General features: G+C 59.3%; 20 protein-coding genes and 2 pseudogenes. 8 read left to right on the plus strand and 14 right to left on the minus strand.

The genetic code is table 11. From position 1 onward, the window contains the following. Nucleotides 1-17: 17 nt before the first annotated feature. The gene (locus tag AC0V6L_RS00335; RefSeq protein ID WP_486152093.1) at nt 18-230 is read left to right on the plus strand and encodes a hypothetical protein; all 213 of its coding nucleotides are present in this window, start codon (nt 18-20) and stop codon (nt 228-230) included. Nucleotides 231-252: 22 nt separating this feature from the next. Here the strand turns inward: AC0V6L_RS00335 and AC0V6L_RS00340 are convergent, their stop codons facing one another. Next, the gene (locus tag AC0V6L_RS00340; RefSeq protein WP_486152095.1) at nt 253-1,299 is read right to left on the minus strand and encodes an A/G-specific adenine glycosylase; all 1,047 of its coding nucleotides are present in this window, start codon (nt 1,297-1,299) and stop codon (nt 253-255) included. Nucleotides 1,300-1,328: 29 nt separating this feature from the next. On the opposite strand from AC0V6L_RS00340, the pseudogene AC0V6L_RS00345 reads away from it, so the two are divergent. From AC0V6L_RS00345 to AC0V6L_RS00360, 4 genes and pseudogenes are all read left to right on the plus strand, one after another. Continuing rightward, nucleotides 1,329-1,894: pseudogene (locus AC0V6L_RS00345) on the plus strand (DUF721 domain-containing protein). Beyond that, a complete protein-coding gene (locus AC0V6L_RS00350; protein ID WP_486152097.1) occupies nt 1,891-2,679 on the plus strand; it encodes a DsbA family protein in 789 nt (262 codons plus the stop codon). Before AC0V6L_RS00345 ends, AC0V6L_RS00350 begins: the two are co-directional and overlap by 4 nt. A 102-nt stretch (nt 2,680-2,781) precedes the next feature. Next, nucleotides 2,782-3,546 carry a thioredoxin domain-containing protein gene (locus tag AC0V6L_RS00355; RefSeq protein WP_486152099.1) on the plus strand — a complete coding sequence of 255 codons (765 nt, stop codon included), beginning with the start codon at nt 2,782-2,784 and terminating at the stop codon, nt 3,544-3,546. A gap of 24 nt (nt 3,547-3,570) precedes the next feature. After that, complete coding sequence (locus tag AC0V6L_RS00360; protein ID WP_486152101.1) at nt 3,571-6,993, plus strand: AAA family ATPase; 3,423 nt, start codon at nt 3,571-3,573, stop codon at nt 6,991-6,993. Between the two features lie 9 nt (nt 6,994-7,002). Here AC0V6L_RS00360 and AC0V6L_RS00365 read toward each other — a convergent pair whose 3' ends face one another. The 5 genes and pseudogenes from AC0V6L_RS00365 to rpmF all read right to left on the minus strand — a co-directional run bounded on the left by AC0V6L_RS00365 (nt 7,003) and on the right by rpmF (nt 10,236). Beyond that, the gene (locus AC0V6L_RS00365; protein ID WP_486147010.1) at nt 7,003-7,425 is read right to left on the minus strand and encodes a MerR family transcriptional regulator; all 423 of its coding nucleotides are present in this window, start codon (nt 7,423-7,425) and stop codon (nt 7,003-7,005) included. Between the two features lie 50 nt (nt 7,426-7,475). Then, on the minus strand, nt 7,476-7,775 hold the full coding sequence (locus AC0V6L_RS00370) for an integration host factor subunit alpha (protein ID WP_486147012.1): 300 nt from the start codon (nt 7,773-7,775) through the stop codon (nt 7,476-7,478). A gap of 138 nt (nt 7,776-7,913) precedes the next feature. Next, nucleotides 7,914-8,919: pseudogene (locus AC0V6L_RS00375) on the minus strand (beta-ketoacyl-ACP synthase III). Beyond that, complete coding sequence (gene plsX / locus AC0V6L_RS00380; RefSeq protein ID WP_486147016.1) at nt 8,916-10,025, minus strand: phosphate acyltransferase PlsX; 1,110 nt, start codon at nt 10,023-10,025, stop codon at nt 8,916-8,918. Before plsX ends, AC0V6L_RS00375 begins: the two are co-directional and overlap by 4 nt. Before the next feature lie 31 nt (nt 10,026-10,056). Further along, the gene (gene rpmF / locus AC0V6L_RS00385; RefSeq protein WP_486147018.1) at nt 10,057-10,236 is read right to left on the minus strand and encodes a 50S ribosomal protein L32; all 180 of its coding nucleotides are present in this window, start codon (nt 10,234-10,236) and stop codon (nt 10,057-10,059) included. Nucleotides 10,237-10,458: 222 nt separating this feature from the next. On the opposite strand from rpmF, the gene AC0V6L_RS00390 reads away from it, so the two are divergent. After that, the gene (locus tag AC0V6L_RS00390) at nt 10,459-10,854 is read left to right on the plus strand and encodes an MAPEG family protein (protein WP_486152103.1); all 396 of its coding nucleotides are present in this window, start codon (nt 10,459-10,461) and stop codon (nt 10,852-10,854) included. 167 nt (nt 10,855-11,021) lie between these two features. On the opposite strand, the gene AC0V6L_RS00395 is transcribed toward AC0V6L_RS00390, so the two are convergent. The 4 genes from AC0V6L_RS00395 to AC0V6L_RS00410 all read right to left on the minus strand — a co-directional run bounded on the left by AC0V6L_RS00395 (nt 11,022) and on the right by AC0V6L_RS00410 (nt 12,953). After that, nucleotides 11,022-11,684, minus strand: a complete 663-nt coding sequence (locus tag AC0V6L_RS00395) for an MBL fold metallo-hydrolase (protein WP_486152105.1) — start codon at nt 11,682-11,684, stop codon at nt 11,022-11,024. Between the two features lie 72 nt (nt 11,685-11,756). Further along, nucleotides 11,757-12,185: a DUF3617 domain-containing protein gene (locus tag AC0V6L_RS00400; RefSeq protein WP_486152107.1), complete on the minus strand. Its 429-nt coding sequence runs from the start codon at nt 12,183-12,185 to the stop codon at nt 11,757-11,759. Nucleotides 12,186-12,241: 56 nt separating this feature from the next. Further along, a complete protein-coding gene (locus AC0V6L_RS00405; protein ID WP_486152109.1) occupies nt 12,242-12,478 on the minus strand; it encodes a S24 family peptidase in 237 nt (78 codons plus the stop codon). Continuing rightward, nucleotides 12,450-12,953 carry a hypothetical protein gene (locus AC0V6L_RS00410; protein WP_486152111.1) on the minus strand — a complete coding sequence of 168 codons (504 nt, stop codon included), beginning with the start codon at nt 12,951-12,953 and terminating at the stop codon, nt 12,450-12,452. Before AC0V6L_RS00410 ends, AC0V6L_RS00405 begins: the two co-directional genes overlap by 29 nt. 127 nt (nt 12,954-13,080) lie before the next feature. Between AC0V6L_RS00410 and AC0V6L_RS00415 the strand changes: the two genes are divergently transcribed. Together AC0V6L_RS00415 and AC0V6L_RS00420 are read left to right on the plus strand one after the other, a co-directional pair. Continuing rightward, complete coding sequence (locus tag AC0V6L_RS00415; protein WP_486152113.1) at nt 13,081-13,380, plus strand: hypothetical protein; 300 nt, start codon at nt 13,081-13,083, stop codon at nt 13,378-13,380. Further along, nucleotides 13,373-13,870, plus strand: a complete 498-nt coding sequence (locus AC0V6L_RS00420) for a hypothetical protein (RefSeq protein WP_486152115.1) — start codon at nt 13,373-13,375, stop codon at nt 13,868-13,870. Before AC0V6L_RS00415 ends, AC0V6L_RS00420 begins: the two co-directional genes overlap by 8 nt. 19 nt (nt 13,871-13,889) lie before the next feature. Here AC0V6L_RS00420 and AC0V6L_RS00425 read toward each other — a convergent pair whose 3' ends face one another. From AC0V6L_RS00425 to AC0V6L_RS00440, 4 genes are all read right to left on the minus strand, one after another. Beyond that, nucleotides 13,890-15,329 (minus strand): aldehyde dehydrogenase family protein, encoded by a 1,440-nt coding sequence (locus AC0V6L_RS00425; protein WP_486152117.1) that lies wholly within the window; start codon nt 15,327-15,329, stop codon nt 13,890-13,892. A gap of 26 nt (nt 15,330-15,355) precedes the next feature. Further along, nucleotides 15,356-17,032, minus strand: a complete 1,677-nt coding sequence (locus tag AC0V6L_RS00430; RefSeq protein WP_486152118.1) for an acetolactate synthase large subunit — start codon at nt 17,030-17,032, stop codon at nt 15,356-15,358. Between the two features lie 92 nt (nt 17,033-17,124). Then, the gene (locus AC0V6L_RS00435) at nt 17,125-18,063 is read right to left on the minus strand and encodes a D-2-hydroxyacid dehydrogenase (protein WP_486152120.1); all 939 of its coding nucleotides are present in this window, start codon (nt 18,061-18,063) and stop codon (nt 17,125-17,127) included. A gap of 10 nt (nt 18,064-18,073) precedes the next feature. Beyond that, nucleotides 18,074-18,430, minus strand: a complete 357-nt coding sequence (locus AC0V6L_RS00440; protein WP_486152122.1) for a hypothetical protein — start codon at nt 18,428-18,430, stop codon at nt 18,074-18,076. Nucleotides 18,431-18,449: the final 19 nt, after the last annotated feature.

Raw genomic sequence — 18,449 nt, forward strand, 5'->3', positions numbered from 1 at the left:
TAAGGCACATGCTTAATGTGATCTCCTGGCTGATTGGCTTTGTGTGCCTTGTTCTTGGCATTCCCATGCTGCTGCCCGTTGTGGGTTTGCTCTTATGGGTTTTGCTTCCCATCAGTGCCCTTGGTATCGTGATCGGCGCGCTTTCATCGAGCAATAGCGGGCGCAATTTCTGCATTCTGGTTTTTGTGCTGATCGTGCTGCGCATGGCGATAACGGGCGGCACGTTTTAGAAACGCCCTTTAGAAGCGGCCTTTACGCCATCGCCAGCCGCGCAGCCTTGGCAAACAGAGTGGGCAGGCCAGCCTGATCGATATCGCTGATGGGCCACCATACGCCCTCGCCCGGCGGCGCTCTATCAATCGCAATCCGCTCAACCGTCAACGTCAGATGCGCATGAGTAAAGGTGTGCCGCACTGCGCCCAAAGCCTCGCGCGCGCCTGCAATCGGCGGCGCGCCTGAACCATCACCCCTCGCGCTCCATCCATCATCAGGAAACGCGCGCATTCCGCCCAGCATTCCGGCGGCTGGCCGGGTGACAAGCCACACTTCGCGCGCGCCATTTGCCGCTTCCCGCTCAATCCAGAATGCCGTCCCGCGCCGTTCAGGCTTGGCCTTTTTGGGCGGTTTTACCGGCAGGCGTTCAGGATCGCCCGCCCCGCGCGCGGCACATAGATCGGTGAGCGGGCACAGCAGGCATTTGGGCGCTTTGAATGTGCAAATGCTGGAACCTAGATCCATCATGCTTTGCGCAAAATCGCCTGCGCGCGCGTCCGGCGTAATCGTCTCTGCAGCGGCGCGAATGGCTTTGCGCGCTCCCGGTAAAGGGTCTGTGATGGCGAACAATCGCGCCGCAACCCGTTCAACATTGGCATCGACGACCACCGCGCGCCTGCCAAACGCAATCGCCGCAATCGCAGCGGCGGTGTATGCGCCAAGGCCGGGGAGTTTGCGCAATTCTTCTTCGGTATCGGGAAAGCCGCCCATTGCCGCCACTTCGCGCGCGCATTTCACCAGATTGCGCGCCCGCGAATAATATCCCAGCCCCGCCCAGGCGGCCATAACCGCATCCTCGCTCGCTTTAGCGAGGTCAAAAACAGTCGGCCAAACGCCTGTAAACTTGGCAAAATACGGCTTCACCGCAGCCACGGTCGTTTGTTGCAGCATCACCTCAGACAGCCAGACGCGGTAGGCAAAGGCGGGATCATCAGGGCGCGGGCTACAGGGCGGCACGCGCCAAGGCAGATCGCGGGCATGCGCATCATACCAGTGGAGCAGAGTGTCAGAGATGCTGGCAGTCACGCGGCCTCTATGGCATGAGCGTGGCCGTAATGGGAACAGGCACTCCAAAACCATCAACCGGCAAGAAAGCGGGCAGCAAACGCCCGAGCAAAGCAGCCAAACAATACACCCGTCCGCGCGGCGGCGGGGCCAAAGCGATTGGCGATCTCACTCCCGAAATCGGGCGCACCGCGTTTCGCCGCTTTGGCTTTGTGCAAAGTTCTGTCGTCACCCGCTGGCCCGAAATCGTTGGCCCCGCCCATGCGCGCGTGTGCAGCCCAGAGGCGATCCGTTTCCCCCCGGCGAGAAATCCGAAGGCATCCTGCAATTGGTCGTCGCGCCTGCCCATGCGCCGCTGATCCAGCAAGTGACAGCCGAGATTATGGAGCGGGTCAATCGCTTCTTTGGTTACAAGGCGGTCGCGCGGGTCAAAATCCGTCAAGGCGCGGTTAAGCCGACCCATGCAGATAAGCCTGCCAAACCGCCGCCATCGCTCAAACCCATTCCCATGTCGCTGGGTGACAGTTTGCGCGATATTGGCGATCCCGAATTGCGCACAGTGCTGGAATCGCTGGCGCGCAGCATGGGTGATAAAGACACAAAGGAAGAGATGTGACGACGAAATTGCTGGCCGCCTTCGCAGCCATCGCCGCGATAGCTTTACCGATAGGCGCAGGGCCGCTTGCCGCGCAAAGCTCAGACAGCGACCAAACCAATCAGCTGAGCGATCCGCGCAGTTCCTTTGCCGATAAGAATGGCCGCAGCTGGCATGCCGAGATTGAACCAACAGAGCGCGGTTACCTGATGGGCAATCCGGATGCGGATGCGGCGCTTATTGAATTTATCAGCTACACCTGCAGCCACTGCGCGCATTTTTCCAAAGAGGCCGATGGCGCGATTGATCTGGCGCTGCTAGCTCCCGGTCATATGAGCGCAGAAATCCGCTCGGTCATTCGCAATTCGGCTGATCTTACGATTTCGCTGCTGGTGGCTTGCGGCGATCCCAAGGGGTTCAAAAACCGTCACCGGATCGTGATGGAAAAACAGGACGAATGGCTCCCCACGCTGTTTGCCGCCCCGCAATCGCAGAAACAGGCATGGTCGCGCGGCGACCGCGCGGGCCGCATCAGCATGGCAAGCGCCGTCGGATTGGACGATATGATGGCCGATAAAGGGCTTACGCGCACTCAGATAACCCGGTGCTTGTCAGATGATGCAGCAGCGCAGAAACTGATCAATGCCAGCAATGCCGACCGCGCTGAATTCAAAGTGAGCGCAACGCCCAGCTTTGCGCTCAATGGCAATCTGCTCGTCGGTGTGCATTCATGGGGCACCCTTTACCCGGTGCTTTCAGGGCAATATGCTGCTGACCAAACTGCCTCTGGCAATGCCAATAAGTGAGCGCAACACACAGATTTTTGCACAAGCACTTGGCGCTACCCCTTGGGTGCAGACCCGCGCCCCGCTATTTTGACTGATCAAGACACAAGGATTCTTAAAACCATGGTTCTTACCAAAGGTTCTTCTTCGCCAGTATTTTCCCGCGCTTTGGCCTTTGCCGCGCCGCTGGCCCTCGCACTGGCCGCGTGTTCAGGCTCCGGTGAAGAAGGCCTGCAGGACGGCGATCCCATCGCTGCAATCCCCGCACCCGATGGCACGACGTGGCTCGATACAGTCACGATTAGCGAATCTGATGGTTATGTGCTGGGCAATCCTGATGCGCCGATCAAGCTGATTGAATACGCCTCGCACACTTGCGGGGCGTGCGCGCAATTTTCCGAGCAGGCCAAAGACAAGCTGAAAAGCGATTACATTTCGACCGGTGTTGTCAGCTTTGAACAGCGCAATCTGGTGCGCGATCCGATCGATCTTACCATTGCCACTCTGGTGCGCTGCGGCGCTAAAGAGAATATGCAGCCTTTGTCCGATCAGGCCTGGGCAGCGCTCAATGATACCTTTGCGGCGATCAACCAAAACGGCGCCGCATACGAAGCGGCCACCACTCAGCCGCTCGAACAGCGTTTCATCACCATTGCCGAAGCAGGCGGATTGATCGATTTCTTTGCCGCACGCGGATTGTCATCCGATCAGGCGCGCACATGCCTTGCCGATAAAGCCAAAGTTGAAGCGATTGCCGATGCTTCGGGCCAGCAGGCGGAGGAATTGAACATCAACGCCACGCCGACCTTCATCATCAATGGCCGCCAGGTCGAAGAACGCAGCTGGGCCGATATTGAACCCATGCTGCAACGCGCAGGCGCGCGGTAAAGCGGCGGGGAGTTAGCCGAGCCTATGCAGATAAGCCGCCTCAAGCTCTCTGGTTTCAAGAGCTTTGTCGAGCCGGCTGAACTGCGCATTGAACCCGGCTTAACCGGCGTTGTCGGGCCCAATGGCTGCGGCAAATCGAACCTGCTCGAAGCCATCCGCTGGGTCATGGGGGAAACCTCGGCCAAATCCATGCGATCAGGCGGGATGGAAGATGTCATCTTTGCTGGCACATCCACCCGGCCCGAACGCGCTTTTGCCGAAGTTGTCCTGCACGCGGCTGACGAGGATAACGAAGAACTGGTCGTCACTCGCCGGATTGAGCGCGGGGCAGGCAGCGCATACCGCGTCAACGGACAGGATGTGCGCGCCAAAGATGTCGCGCTGACCTTTGCCGATGCTGCGACCGGCGCGCATTCGCCAGCGCTCGTCAGCCAAGGCAAAATCGCGCAAGTGATCGCAGCAAAACCTGCCGAGCGCCGCCAAATGCTCGAAGAAGCGGCAGGCATTTCGGGCCTGCATGTGCGGCGCAAGGATGCCGAAAGCAAGCTCAGGTCAACCGAGGCGAACCTCGCCCGGCTCGAAGATCTGATGGCAGGGCTGGATGCCCAAATGAATTCGCTACGGCGGCAGGCGAAACAGGCGGAGCGTTACAAGGCTCTAACTGCGCAAATCCAGACGGCAGAGGCGCGGCTGATCTATGCCCGGTGGCGCGATGCTGCTGATGCCGCCAAAGAAGCGCGCGATGCAGCCCAGGGGGCCGATGCCCGTGTTGCCGCAGCGCAGAAAGCGGTGGACGAAGCGCAAGCCGCGCAAACCCGGCTGGCGCTGGAATTGTCGCAAGCGCGCGAGACGCTGACCGATCGCCGCGATGATGCCAGCGCGCATGGCCACCGCATGGCCGCGCTGACAGAAAAGCTGGAAGCAGCGCAAACGCGGCTGGCCGATCTCGACCGGCAGAAAACCCGGCTTGAAGAAGACCGCGAGGCCGCTGATCGTCTGACTGCGGATGCGGCGGGTGCTTTGCAGAAATTGACGCAGGAATGCGAGCGGGGCGCGCTTGCCGTGGCCGACAATGAAAAAGCGCGCCCCGCCCTTGCCGCCAAATCCGAAGACAGCGAACGCGCCAGCCGGGCGGCTGAACTCGCTCTCGCCAAAGCGACCGCAGACCATGCAGGGGTTGAGGCAGAATGGCGCGTTGCCGAAGCCGCGATAGAACAGGCAGAGCGGCGGCATTCGCGCCTCAAAGCCGAAGAAGCGCGCATTGCCGAAGCGCGCGCCGGACTGGAAAGCGAGGCGCAATCCCAGCAGGCCATGATCGCCGCGCGCAAAGCGGCAGACGAAGCCTCGAACAATCTCGCCACCCTTCGCGAAGGGTTGGAAGAAGCACAGGCGCGCAAATCGCAATTGCAAACCGCCCGCGATGATGCAGCGACCAAACTGGCCGCCGCCCGCGCGGAACTGGCCGGGATCCAGCGCGAACACGCAGCGCTTGCCCGCGACCGGGATGCGCGCGCAAAGGCAGCCAAATCGCGCGAAGGAATGGCGGCTGCGCTCGATACGGTGCGCGTTGCCAAAGGTTACGAACGCGCGCTTGCGAGCGTGCTGGGCCGCGATGGCAAATCGCCTTTGGGCGCGCCTTCGCCCGATCAGGATGGGCGGTTCTGGACTGGCAGAGATGCGCCAAAGCCTGTGGCGGACGCTTTGCTCGGCCACATTACCCAGTGCCCCGATGAATTGCGCGCCCGGCTGGCTCTGGTGCACTGCGCAGAAACCGATGATGGCCGAGCGCTCGCTCCCGGTGAATGGCTGGTGACGAAAGCGGGACAATTGCGCCGCTGGGATGGGTTCATCGCGCGCGGCGAAGGATCAGCGGAAGCGGCCAAGCTGGAAGCGGCCAACCGGCTGGCAGAGCTTGAAGAAGTGCTGCCCGGCCTGCAATCGGCGGCCAATGCTGCAGGCGAGGCCGAAGCATCCAGCCGCGAGGAACTCAAAACCCTGCAAACCGATCTGGTCGCGCGCGAACGCGATATTGCGGGCGCGATTGAGGATGAACGCCGCGCGCTGCTGCAATTGGACCGCGCCGAAGCGCAGCGCGAACGCAATGCCGCGCGCCTTACTGAACTTGCCCAGTCCGCCGAGGAACTGGCTCAGCAATTAACCGCTGCCCAAAGTGAGCGGGCCGAGGCAGAGGACAAGCGCAAATCGCTCCCCTCCCCCGATACGGGCCGCGCAACTCTCGAAGCGGCGCAGGCCAAGCATGAAACAGCGCGCATGGCGGTGCAATCGGCGATGGCCGAACTCGCCTCGCACGATCAGGCGCTGGCGGTGGCGCGCGAACGGCTCGCTGCACAAAAGGCGGATCAGGCCAATTGGCAAAAACGATCCGGCGAAGCGGCAATGCGCGTTGCTGAGGCGGGGCGGCGGCTGGAAGAAATTGAGGAAGAGCGCAGCGTCATCGCGGCCAAGCCCCAGTCGCTGATCGCTGAGATTGAACAGGGCGATGCAGTTCGCGAGCGGCTGGCCCGCGATCTGGAGCAGGCGCAGGAAGCGATGGACACGTGCCAATCCGCCGCAAGCGAAGCCGACAGCGCGCTGGCCTCCACCAACGAAGCTCTGATCCAAACGCGCGAGGCCCGCGCCACTTTGGCAGCACGCGCCGAAAGCCAGGAAGCGCGCCGCACCGAAATGGCGCGCATATCGGGCGAACGGTTCCAATGCCCCCCGCCGATGCTGGCCGGCAAACACGATTTCGACGAAACGCAAGTGGGCGGATCATCCGAAGAATCCGCCGAACTGGAAAAGCTCAATGCCAGCCGCGAACGCATTGGCCCTGTCAATCTGGTCGCCGCCGATGAACTCGCGCGGATCGAGGAAGAGCACGGCACCAGCACATCCGAGCAGGCGGAACTGACCGAAGCGGTGAACCGCCTGCGCGGCTCTATCGGCAACCTGAACCGCGAAGGGCGCGAGCGGCTGCGCGCCGCGTTTGAAGAGGTGGACGGGCATTTTCGCGTGCTGTTCACCCGGCTTTTCCAAGGCGGTCAGGCGCATCTTGCGCTGGTCGACAGCGATGATCCGCTAGAAGCGGGGCTAGAGATTTACGCCCAGCCGCCGGGCAAACGCCTGCAATCGCTATCGCTGTTGTCAGGGGGCGAACAGGCGCTCACTGCAACCGCGCTGATCTTTGCCTTGTTCCTGACCAATCCCGCGCCGATTTGCGTGCTGGACGAGGTCGATGCGCCGCTTGATGATGCCAATGTCGAACGGTTCTGCGACCTGCTCGATTCCATGGTGAGCACCACAAAGACGCGCTATCTGATCGTCACGCACAACGCTGTCACGATGAGCCGCATGCACCGCCTGTTCGGTGTGACCATGGCGGAAAAAGGGGTTTCGCGCCTTGTCAGTGTGGATCTGGGCGAAGCGGAATTGATGGCGGCCGAGTAGCTTCCCGCGTTAGGCGTCGAGCGCGCTGTCCAGCCTGTCCCGGATACTTTTTAATTGCGCGATCATTTCCGATTTGCTGCGCTTTGACCCGTCATCATCGCTGGCGCGGCGCAGTTCTGTGGCAGCGCGGCGATCGCCCGACCGGCGATCATCGGTCCGGCGATCCAGTTCCGATTTTCCGCTGGATCGCAGGACAGCCTCTGCGCCTTTCAGCGTGTAGCCCTCTTCGTTCACGAGGCGGTTGATCGTTTCAACCAGTTCGACATCGCTGGGCCGATAATACCGCCGTCCGCCGCTGCGCTTTAACGGTTTGAGCAGAGTGAACTGCTGTTCCCAATACCGCAAAACGTGCGATTTGATGCCGAGCGCTTCGCTAACCTCGCCAATGGTGCGCAATGCGCCATCGTCTTTGCCATCGTCGAAATCAGCCATGATTTATAATTCCCCCTAATGAATTGAGGGCTATAGATCACATTCCTAAACTATTTTCCAGCCGCGATCCGCTCTTTTAACAATTGGCTGGCCCGAAATGTCATCACCCGGCGCGGGGTAATCGGCACTTCGACCCCTGTTTTCGGGTTGCGGCCAATGCGCTCATTCTTGTCGCGAAGGACAAAGCTGCCAAAGCCTGAAATTTTGACATTTTCACCATCGGCGAGCGAATCGCACATCTTGTCCAAAATGGCTTCAACCATGTCGAGCGATTCAGCCCGGCTAAAGCCCAGCTTGCGATTGATCGTCTCTGCCAAATCGGCGCGAGTAAGCGTGCCCATGGAACGCATATTGCACATCCTCCTGTATAGGTGCGACCCTTCGAAAAGCTGCTGGCACCCTAAGCAATCGGTGCCAATTTCGCAATGGACTGGATGCCAAATGCCAATGTTTCGTAAACAAACAGCCTAACGGCGGCCCTACATACGCTACATTCTGACGAGGCTTGCCCCCCAGGTAAAGCCGCCGCCCATCGCTTCGAGCATAACCAAATCACCCGCTTTAATCCGTCCATCGCGCCGCGCTGTATCGAGCGCAAGCGGCACCGATGCGGCCGATGTGTTCGCATGATCCTGCACTGTCATCACGACTTTTTCCGCCGGAATTCCGAGCTTTTTCGCGGTCGCATCCAGAATGCGCGCATTGGCCTGATGGGGGACGACCCAGTCAATATCCTCAACCGAAATGCCAGCTTCTTCAATCACTTCGCGCAGCACACTGGCGAGATTGACGACCGCATGGCGAAACACTTCGCGCCCTTTCATCCGCAGATGGCCAACCGTTTGCGTGGTTGATGGCCCGCCATCGACATAGAGCAGATCGTGCTGGGCACCATCGGCATGAAGGCGGGTTGCAAGGACGCCGACTGGCGCGTTTTCGCTCTCCGACTGACCCTCCAATTCGCCACTTGCATGGTCGGTATCGGGCGCTGTCAAAACCACGGCCCCTGCCCCATCGCCAAACAGCACGCAGGTTGTCCGGTCTTCCCAATCGAGAATGCGGCTGAAAGTTTCTGCGCCGATCACAAGCGCATTTTTCGCCATGCCAGTGCGCAGCAGCGAGATCGGCAGTGGCCAGCGCATAAAGAAAGCCCGAACACACCGCCGCCACATCAAACGCGACCCCGCCATTGCAGCCGAGCGCGTTTTGCACCTTGGTCGCGGTGGCGGGAAATGTGTTGTCGGGCGTGGCGGTTGCCAGCACAATCAGGCCGATATCGGCAGGCGTTAATCCGGCATCATCGAGAGCCCCACGCGCGGCCTCTATCGCAAGGGTCGCGGTGGTCTCACCCTCGCCTGCAATATGGCGCTGGCGGATGCCGGTGCGTTCGACGATCCATTCATCACTTGTATCAATCCGGGACGCCAATTCGGCGTTGGTGACGCAGGTTTTGGGCAAGGCTGAGCCTGTTCCGACCAGCCGAGACCCGCTCATGCCGCCGCTCCGGTATCATCTGATTCGGTTTGCGATGGCGGCGCTGCTTTGCTCCCATTGCGGCGCAAAGCATCCTCACCCAGCTCGCCAAGATCCTCAGCGATGCGCTGGGTCAGCTTGTTTTCGAGCAGCCGCGCAGCGACTGTCACCGCATGTGCCACGCCTTTTGCAGTCGCGCTGCCATGGCTTTTGACGACCACGCCGTTGAGCCCCAGAAACACAGCGCCGTTGTGATTGTTGGGGTCAAGATGATGGCGCAGCAGCTCTGTCGCGGGTTTGGACACCAGAAATCCGAATTTTGAACGCAGCGAACTGGTGAAAGCCTGTTTGAGCAGATCGGTCACAAAGCGGGCCGACCCCTCAATCGCTTTCAATGCGATATTGCCGGAGAAACCATCGGTGACGACCACATCGGTTTCGCCGCGATTGATCTTGTCGGATTCGACAAAGCCATCAAACTGCATGGCAAGGCCGCCATCCGCTTTATCCGATGCTGCCTGCAGCATGGCCGCAGCATCGCGCAAAGCATCGGTGCCTTTAATCTCTTCCGTGCCGATATTAAGGAGGCGCACTTTGGGTTTGTCAAAACCGTTCACGATCCGCGAATAGGCCGCGCCCATCACCGCAAATTGCACCAGATTGCGCGCATCCGCTTCGGTGTTGGCGCCCAGATCGAGCATGACGACATCGTGCGATTTCAAAGTTGGCATCAAAGCTGCCAAGGCAGGCCGATCAATTCCCGGCATCGTGCGCAGCGCGATTTTGCTCATCGCCATCAGCGCGCCGGTATTGCCAGCACTGATCGCAGCGCCTGCGCGGCCTTCTTTCACGGCATTCACCGCAAGGCCCATGCTGGTGGTTTTCGCTCGCCGGATCGCGCGGCTGGGCAATTCGTCGCCGCCAACCACATCATCGCAGTGCAGGATTTCAGAAGCGCCGCGCATATTGGGATGCGCTTCCAAAGCGGATTTGATCCGCGTTTCATCGCCGACCAGCAGAAACTGGAAATTGTCGTGATTGCGGCGCGCAAGCGCTGCGCCTTCGACCATGACACGCACGCCTTCATCGCCGCCCATCGCATCAACAGCGATACGCGGCAGGCTCATGTCATAATTCTCCGTCTAACATCGCACCGGCTTAAACGCCGACAGCGACGACCTCACGCCCATTGTAATAGCCGCAATGCGGGCACAGATTGTGCGGCCGCTTCAGCTCACCACAGTTTGAGCATTCGTGGAATGCTTCAACCTTAAGCGAATCATGCGCGCGGCGGTTTCCGCGGCGGTGGGGCGATACTTTTCTCTTTGGGACAGCCATGGCGGCACCATTTCCTCAAATAAATTCGTGTGTTTGCGCCGGTGCGCACTGCAATATCTGCGACAGCCCCTAAGGCAAAGGCGCGCGGCGCACAAGCAAATGTGTGAGCTGCATCCTTACCAAAAGCTGGCGGGAAGCCGCGCGCTATAGCGCAAAACTCGCGCGTTGCAAGCGGTGTTGCACCCGTATAGCGAGGGGTTTGAGCAAACAGGGGTCTAACACATGATAATTCTGCCAGTGACTTTAACAACAGCGGCAGCTGCGGGGATTTTGAGCATCTGGCTGATGGTGCGCATTGGCGCAATCAGGCGGGCGGAAAAGATCTTTGTCGGCGATGAAGACAGCGAGCCCTTGATCCGCCGAATGCGGGCGCAAGCGAACTTTGTCGAAAACGCACCGTTTGCGCTGATCCTGATCGCAGCGATTGAGCTGTCGGGCAAAGGCCAGCCGTGGCTCGCCTTTGTCGCGGCGGCATTTGTTCTGGGCCGCGTGGCGCATGCCTTTGGAATGGACGGCGGCGCGCTGGGCATTGGCCGAATGATCGGGACGATTGTTTCGATGCTGACGCTGCTGGGCCTGGGCGTGGTCGCCGCGCTGATTGGCGCGGGGGTGATGTAAGGAGTTTTATCTGCGCTGGCCTATCTGGGCCGGCGCGCGGCCTTGCGGCAATCTGGTCGCCAATCCGTTCTTGGTCACGGCAGTCAAAGCGCGACTGCGCGCCCGCAGGTGCTCAAAGCCGGGGTTTGAAACAGCACCGAGGAGTTCGCCCGGATGGGCGAACACACTCAAGAAAGCGCCATATCGCTCACAAACGCATTCGTCTTGCGTTCCTGCCCAAATGTGCTGGTTGGGCCGTGGCCGGGGATGAACATGATGTCCTCGCCCAGCGGCCATAGGCGTTTGGTGATGCTGTCGATCAAATCCTGATGATTGCCGCGCGGAAAATCGGTGCGGCCGATGGAGCCTTGGAACAACACATCGCCCACAATCGCAAACTTGCTTGGCCCGTGGACGAACACGACATGGCCTGGTGTGTGGCCGGGGCAATGGATAACATCGAGCGTCAATTCGCCGACCGTCACCGTGTCGCCATGCTCTAGCCAGCGCGTTGGGGTAAAGCTTTTCGCCTCCATCCCATAACGCGCGCCGTCATCGTCCAATTGCTCAATCCAGAACAGATCATCCTTGTGCGGCCCTTCGATGGGCAGCCCCAGCTCATCCGCCAGCATGCCTGCCTGCCCGCAATGATCGAGATGGCCGTGGGTGATAAGGATTTTCTCGAGCGTAACGCCCGCCTTTTCGACGCCCGCTTTCAGCTTATCAAGATCACCGCCCGGATCAATCAGCGCGGCTTTCATGGTCTTTGTGCACCAAATCAGCGAGCAGTTCTGCTGCAAAGGCGTCACCGGCAAGATCGCGGCTTTCATGGGGGGTGTGGGATTGGTCATGAGTGAGGAGATGGCTTGGACGCTAGTTCAATGCAAGAGGGCGCACAATTCGGCGAACGTGTCAGCAGCCCGTCAACAAGGCCCAGTCAGGCGGCCTATGCCCGTGTAGGTCACGCCGTTTTCGCGAATGCGCGAGGTGATCTTATAGGCTTCCTTCGAAAAAGTGGCCTCCATCCGGCCATTGATCGTGATGCCACCATCTTCGGCATAGACACACGTCGCATCCGCACTGCCGCTATTTTGAGTGATGACGACATTGCGCGTCTGGCATTCGCCATAATCAAGCTCTTCGAGAACATAATCGAAAGTGATTTTGCTTGTCGCTTCGGTCAGACATCGCTGCGATTGCTCTGCATGGATCACTTCGCCCGTGCCTGATCGAATGGTGTGGTCCGTGACCCAGCGGCCCGGCGTCAGGTCGATCACTGTCCCATTCGCAGCCCCCAGGGTAAGCGCCGCGACGACGAGAACGCCTGCTGCTTTTGTATAAGGTGGCGACATTAGAGATACTCCTGAAGCGCGAGCGGGCTGCTTTGCCAGCCGATACGCTCCTCAGGTTAAACCCGCCCGCCCTTCCACACAACCTTGCCGATAATCTCAAGCTCCTCCACCGCGACCGTTACGGGCGGATAGGCGAGGTTCTGGCTGAGCAGCGACACGCGCCCTCCGCCTGCCGCGGCCAGGCGTTTTACCATCAGCGCTTCATCAAGGCGCACCACATAGATGCCATCGCGAAAGGCGTTTTGCGCGCGGTCCACCAGAATATCATCGCCATCCTGAAGCAGCGGCTCCATCGAGATCGCCCTGCACCGTGATCGAGGACAATTGCGCGCGTTCAAGCCCCTGTTCGCTCAGCCAGCGATGCGAAAACTGGAACGTGTCAAACGCCTCTTCCTCGCCCGGCAATGCGCCCGGCCCAGCGGATGCACCAATATCAAGGCGCGGCACATCGACCCAGCCTTGCCGGGGCCGAGCGGCGCGCGCGCTTGGCTGCGAAACTGTCCCAATATAGGATTTATCCTTCGTTAAGGATGCCGAAGGCGATTCGGGTGCGCCCAGCTCACGCTCCTCCACCCCAAAGAATTGCGCCAGCGTTCTACGATCGGTCTCGCCCAGCCTGCGCGGGCTGCCCTTGGTGATAAATTGTTGGAGATACGAGGGGTTACGTCCCAAAAGCTCAGACAGGCTGGCAAGGCTGGCGCCGCGTTCCTGCGACAATTGTAGCAAGCGAGAACGGACGGGATCGAGGTTGAGATTTTCATTTACCATAAGAATCTTCCTACATGAAGGATTTTTCCTAGACAAGTAGGAAATTGAATGGAACATTGTGGGAACATCAAGTGATTCGCCAGTCCGCATTCGGCGCATCGAGGTGACGCAACCAAGAGGGATCATCATGCTAGTCAGAGCCGTAGAGGCCTTCCTCACACATCACGATATGGCCGCCACAAAATTTGGACGGCTTGCCGCCAGCGATCCGCGCTTTGTGCTCGATCTAAGGCTCGGCCGCATCCCGCGCGCCGCAACCGAAGCGCGCATCAGGGGGTGGATGGCTGAATATGACGTCGCCGCAAACAAGGCCGCGCGTGCGGGCCTTGTCAGAGTCACTGCCGCGCAAATCCCCGCTCCCCGCGCCGATCATCAAATCAGCCCCGTTCAATACAAATCCAGCCCCAAGGAAACCGCCCATGTTTGAAGCCAGCCTCACCGCATTCGCGCCCGATCACGCACTCTTGCCAGCGCCAGCCGCCGCGCCGCAGGGCACATTGCCGACGTTTCCGGCGGATTTCGAAACCAAATCGGCAGATGCAGACGTAAGCGCAGATGCAGAAAAGGCACAAACGATAGAACGCGCCCGCCGCTATCGCCCGCGCCGCACTTTGTCAGACCGGGTGCGCGAGGCGGTCTTGTCGCTCGCCGATGGCAAGGGCGATGTGCTCAACCATCAAGAAACCGCCTGGGCTTCGATCACCTTTGCCGGCACACGGCACGAAATGGTGCTGGAGTTCAAAGGGGCAGACGCTGTTGCTGCGGGCGAGGCATTCATCGCTGATCTGCCCGAGCACGAATTCACCATCCCCGCCCAATTGGTCGCCGAAGCAACGGTGAGCGAGGTCGATCACCGTTTTGGCGAAACCGAGCTGATGCGAGTGACGGCAGTGCTGCTGCTGCTGGAGGAGGTGTAAGGGCAGCAGTGCCCGCGCCCTAACCCCGCCTCACCACAAGGTTCCGGATCTCGCTCATATCTTCCATGGCGAACCGGATACCTTCGCGGCCCAGTCCGGATTCCTTGACCCCGCCATAGGGCATATTGTCCACCCGGTAACTGGGCACATCATTGATCACGACGCCGCCCACATCGAGCCTGTCCCACGCATCGTACATCTTGAACAGATCGCGCGTGAAAATGCCCGCCTGAAGGCCGAATTGTGATCGGTTCACTTCGTCCAGCGCCTCATCGAAGGTGTCAAATTTCATCAGGATCGCCAGCGGGCCGAATGCCTCTTCGTTCATCGCCTTGGCATCGCGGTGGACATTTTCGAGCAATGTCGCCTCCAGCATATTGCCGCGCGACAGGCCGCCGCCGGTTAGCAAAGTGGCGCCGCCTTCGACCGCTTCGTCAATCCAACCTTTCAGCCGGGTCGCCTCGCCTTCAGATATCATCGGGCCGATAAAAGTGTCGCGGTCTTTCGGATCGCCTGCGATAAGGCTTTTGGTCTTGGCGACCAGCTTGGCTTTGAAGGCGTCATAGACGTCAGCGTGGATGATGACACGCTGCACCCCGATGCACGATTGGCCCGACTGATAGAACGCGCCGAAAACAACTCGCTCCAACGCATCGTCAAGGTCCGCATCGTGATCGATCACGACGGCCGCATTGCCGCCCAGTTCCAGCACGACAGGTTTTTTGCCCGCTTTCGCTTTCAATGCCCAGCCAACGCCGGGTGATCCGGTGAAGGAAAGCAATTTAAGCCGCTCATCTTCGGTGAACAGATCCGCACCGTCGCGGGCGGCGGGCAGAATGGAGAACGCCCCTTCGGGCAGCACATCGCATTCGGCCAGAACCTCGCCCATGATAAGCGCGCCCAAAGGCGTTTTGGATGCAGGCTTCATCACAAACGGGCACCCAACCGCGATGGCAGGCGCGATTTTATGCGCGGCCAGATTGAGCGGAAAATTGAACGGCGCAATAAAGCTGCACGGGCCGATGGGCACGCGTTTCCACATGCTCGTATAACCCTTTGCGCGCTCCGATATATCGAGCGGCATCACTTCGCCATAATTGCGCACCGCCTCTTCGCCCGCGATGCGGAATGTGTCGATCAGACGGGTGACCTCGCCTTCTGCATCCTTGATCGGTTTGCCCGCTTCAACGCACAAGGCGTAGGCCAGCTCGTCAAAGCGTTCCTTGAACCGCGCGACGCAATGCATCAGCACGTCCTGCTTTTCATAAGACGCAAGCCGCGCCATCGGCTCCGCCGCATGCACCGCGCCCGCAATGGCTTCATCAATGATTTCAGGCGAAGCAAGCGCAGTGCGAAACGCGGTCTCGCCTGTATATTTATCAGTGACTTCCAGATCGGTGTTGGGCTGGACAGCCTTGTTGTTGAGGTAAAGCGGGTATGTGTCTTTCAATGTTGGCAACGCGGCCTCCTTTTACCAGTTCAACCTCACAAGCCTGCGCTCAGTTCCTTGATATCGTGATTGAGGATCTGGTCGTTCTCTGTGTAGTCAACGGGGCAATCGATCACATGCACACCGGGCGTATCGCGGGTCTCAGCCAAAACATCGGTTAGATGCGCTGCTGATGTCACGCGGTGGCCGTGCGCGCCGTAGCTTTCGGCATATTTCACGAAATCGGGATTGCCATAAGTCAGGCCGTAATCGGCAAAGCCCATATTGGCCTGCTTCCACCGGATCATTCCGTAAGCATCATCGCGCAGGATCAGCACGGTGAGATTGAGGCCCAGGCGAACCGCCGTCTCCATCTCCTGGCTGTTCATCATAAACCCACCATCGCCGCAGATCGCCATCACTTTGCGATCCGGATATTGCATCGCGCTCATCATGGCCGACGGCAGCCCCGCCCCCATTGTCGCCAGCGCATTATCGAGCAGCACCGTATTGGGCAGGTATGCTGTATAATTCCGCGCAAACCAGATTTTATAAACGCCGTTGTCGAGGCAGATAATCCCGTCTTCGGGCATGGCGCGGCGCACCTCGCTCACAAGGTGCGGCGGGAAGATGGGAAAACGTTCATCTTCGGCGAGCGGCTGGGTGTGCTTGGCTTCTGCGCGGCGGTAACACAGCAGGCGGTCAAAGCTCCAATGGCTTTGCGCGGTGACGCTTTCCTTGATCTGCCAAATGGCGTTGGCGATATCGCCGATTACTTCGATCTGAGGGAAATAAACAGGGTCCACTTCGGCGGTCTTGTTAGAAACATGAATGACTTTGGTGCCGCTTGCTTTTGGATCATCAAACGCATCTTGCATAAAAAACGGTGGTTTTTCAATCACATCATGACCAACATTGATAATGCAATCAGCGTCTTCGATGGCGCGGTGGCAGAAATCGCCCGATGATAAAGCCGCGCAGCCAAGGAAAAGCGGGTGGCGTTCATCGATCACGCCTTTGCCCATTTGCGTTGTCACAAACGGAATGCCGGTTTTCTCGATAAATTCGCTGAGCATCTTGCCCGTCATCGTGCGGTTGGCCCCTGCCCCGATCACCAGCACGGGCGATGTGGCCGCTTCCAAAGCTTCGACCGCCAGCCGAACCGCTTTCACCTCCGCAGACGGGCGGCGCGCAACGCTGCGCTGGATCGGGCGGGCACTGGTTTGTTCATCGGCAATGTCTTCGGGCAGTTCGAGATGAGTGGCGCCCGGCTTTTCCTCTTCGGCCAAACGGAACGCCTCGCGCACGCGGCTGGGAATGTTGTCGCCTGAATGCAGCTGATGGGTAAACTTGGTCAGCGGACCCATCATGTCGACCACGTCGAGGATCTGGAACCGGCCTTGCTTGGAATGCTTGATCGGTTTTTGCCCGGTAATCATCAGGATCGGCATCCCGCCAAGCTGCGCATAGGCAGCCCCTGTCACAAGATTGGTCGCACCGGGCCCAAGCGTTGCAAGGCACACGCCGGTCTTGCCCGTATGCCGGCCATAAGTCGCCGCCATAAACGCAGCGCCCTGTTCGTGGCGGGTTAGGATCAGCTTGATCTGTTTGGAATGCGAAAGGCTTTCGAGAAGGTCGAGATTTTCTTCGCCCGGAACGCCAAAGATATATTCGACACCTTCCGCTTCGAGGCATTCAACGAAAAGGTCAGATGCTTTTTGGGTGTCGCTCATTGGGGATATCCTCCTGAATTCCGCTCGCCTGACGAGCGGGGTGCCTGCATTGTGTTGGTATACGTTTCAATCACCCAACACGTTACAGGCCGCTAATATCCGCGAGCCGGGTCAAAAATCGGCGCAACGGGCTTTCCGCTGCGGTACTTCGTCAGATTGTCTAGAAACCGTTCGGCAGACCGGATGAACATCTTGTCCTGCGCGCGGCCAGACAGGTGCATGGAGATATGCGCATTATCGAGCGTCCACAGCGGGTTATCGGCGGGCAGAGGTTCGGGCGTTGTCACATCGAGGAAAGCCGCCCCGATCACGTTCTCACGCAGCGCGGTTGTCAGCGCCCCCTGATCGACCACGGTGCCGCGCGCGATATTGACGAGCACTGCATCGGATTTCATCGCGGTCAGCTCCTCCGCGCCGATCATTCCATCGGTTTCCGGTGTCGCTGGCACGGCGAGGATTACCCAATCAAATTCGCCCAATCGCCCGCGCCATTCATCGGGTTTGAGCGTGCCTTCACCGCCGCTGCGGCGCACCACAGTCACATCCACATCAAACGCTTCCAATCGCGGCTGGATCAGCTTTCCAATCGCGCCATAGCCCAAAAGCAGCGCTTTTGATCCGGCCAGTTCGCGCTTGCCCGGACTGTCCAATAGCCATTCGCGCCGCTCTGCCGCGCGCATGACATCGCGGTAACCCTTCGCGATATTGAGCATGCCCATCACCGTGTATTCCGCAATGGTCACAGCGTTGATGCCTGCCCCATTGGTGACCGTGATGCCCCGGTCAATCAGCACATCCATGGGCAGAAAATCGAGGCCTGCGTAAATCGAATTGAGCCATTTGAGCTTAGTTGCCGCGCGCAGGGTCGCGGCCATGGCTTCTTGTTCGTACATATCGAACCAGCCAATCTCAGCAACAGGCACCACCTCCAGCGCTTCCTCTTTGGTCATAAACCAGCGGACATCGAGGTCGCCGGGAAGGCGCGGTTCAAGCAGCGGGCGGATTAGTCCGGAAATGGCTAGGATTGTCATCCCCATACCCTTAGGGCCGGAATGCGAGCCAAGCCACCCCCGCTAGAAAAGGCAATCCTGCCAGATCAACCATTGCGATTGTTTTAAGCTGCTGCGGTGCGCCCGCCTGCCAATACAATCCAAGAAAACTCACCATGCTGATACCGACAATCAGCACTGCAAGCCTGCGCCCTTCCGGTACAAAGGCAGCCCATAGACACGCAATGAACACCGCAAAAAACAAGGCTGCACGGTGCTGCAAAAGCAGGAAAAGCGGGTTGTCGGCCGCAACGCCATACAAAGTTGTGATGGTCGCTGGCCGAAACAACGCCAGCGCAGGCATTGCATGGATCGCAGCAAGGATGAGCCATAATATAGGTTTCAACATGCAATCTATTTAACAGATT

The organism is Erythrobacter sp. JB1-15 (assembly GCF_057365035.1).

What these genes read in the sequence shown, in the direction of transcription:
- AC0V6L_RS00355 (WP_486152099.1), top strand. Translation starts at nt 2,782, where the DNA reads ATGGTTCTTACCAAAGGTTCTTCTTCGCCAGTATTTTCCCGCGCTTTG.
- AC0V6L_RS00360 (WP_486152101.1), top strand. Translation starts at nt 3,571, where the DNA reads ATGCAGATAAGCCGCCTCAAGCTCTCTGGTTTCAAGAGCTTTGTCGAG.
- AC0V6L_RS00365 (WP_486147010.1), bottom strand. Translation starts at nt 7,425, where the DNA reads ATGGCTGATTTCGACGATGGCAAAGACGATGGCGCATTGCGCACCATT.
- AC0V6L_RS00370 (WP_486147012.1), bottom strand. Translation starts at nt 7,775, where the DNA reads ATGCGTTCCATGGGCACGCTTACTCGCGCCGATTTGGCAGAGACGATC.
- plsX (WP_486147016.1), bottom strand. Translation starts at nt 10,025, where the DNA reads ATGAGCCTGCCGCGTATCGCTGTTGATGCGATGGGCGGCGATGAAGGC.
- rpmF (WP_486147018.1), bottom strand. Translation starts at nt 10,236, where the DNA reads ATGGCTGTCCCAAAGAGAAAAGTATCGCCCCACCGCCGCGGAAACCGC.
- AC0V6L_RS00390 (WP_486152103.1), top strand. Translation starts at nt 10,459, where the DNA reads ATGATAATTCTGCCAGTGACTTTAACAACAGCGGCAGCTGCGGGGATT.
- AC0V6L_RS00395 (WP_486152105.1), bottom strand. Translation starts at nt 11,684, where the DNA reads ATGACCAATCCCACACCCCCCATGAAAGCCGCGATCTTGCCGGTGACG.
- AC0V6L_RS00400 (WP_486152107.1), bottom strand. Translation starts at nt 12,185, where the DNA reads ATGTCGCCACCTTATACAAAAGCAGCAGGCGTTCTCGTCGTCGCGGCG.
- AC0V6L_RS00405 (WP_486152109.1), bottom strand. Translation starts at nt 12,478, where the DNA reads ATGGAGCCGCTGCTTCAGGATGGCGATGATATTCTGGTGGACCGCGCG.
- AC0V6L_RS00410 (WP_486152111.1), bottom strand. Translation starts at nt 12,953, where the DNA reads ATGGTAAATGAAAATCTCAACCTCGATCCCGTCCGTTCTCGCTTGCTA.
- AC0V6L_RS00415 (WP_486152113.1), top strand. Translation starts at nt 13,081, where the DNA reads ATGCTAGTCAGAGCCGTAGAGGCCTTCCTCACACATCACGATATGGCC.
- AC0V6L_RS00420 (WP_486152115.1), top strand. Translation starts at nt 13,373, where the DNA reads ATGTTTGAAGCCAGCCTCACCGCATTCGCGCCCGATCACGCACTCTTG.
- AC0V6L_RS00430 (WP_486152118.1), bottom strand. Translation starts at nt 17,032, where the DNA reads ATGAGCGACACCCAAAAAGCATCTGACCTTTTCGTTGAATGCCTCGAA.
- AC0V6L_RS00435 (WP_486152120.1), bottom strand. Translation starts at nt 18,063, where the DNA reads ATGACAATCCTAGCCATTTCCGGACTAATCCGCCCGCTGCTTGAACCG.
- AC0V6L_RS00440 (WP_486152122.1), bottom strand. Translation starts at nt 18,430, where the DNA reads ATGTTGAAACCTATATTATGGCTCATCCTTGCTGCGATCCATGCAATG.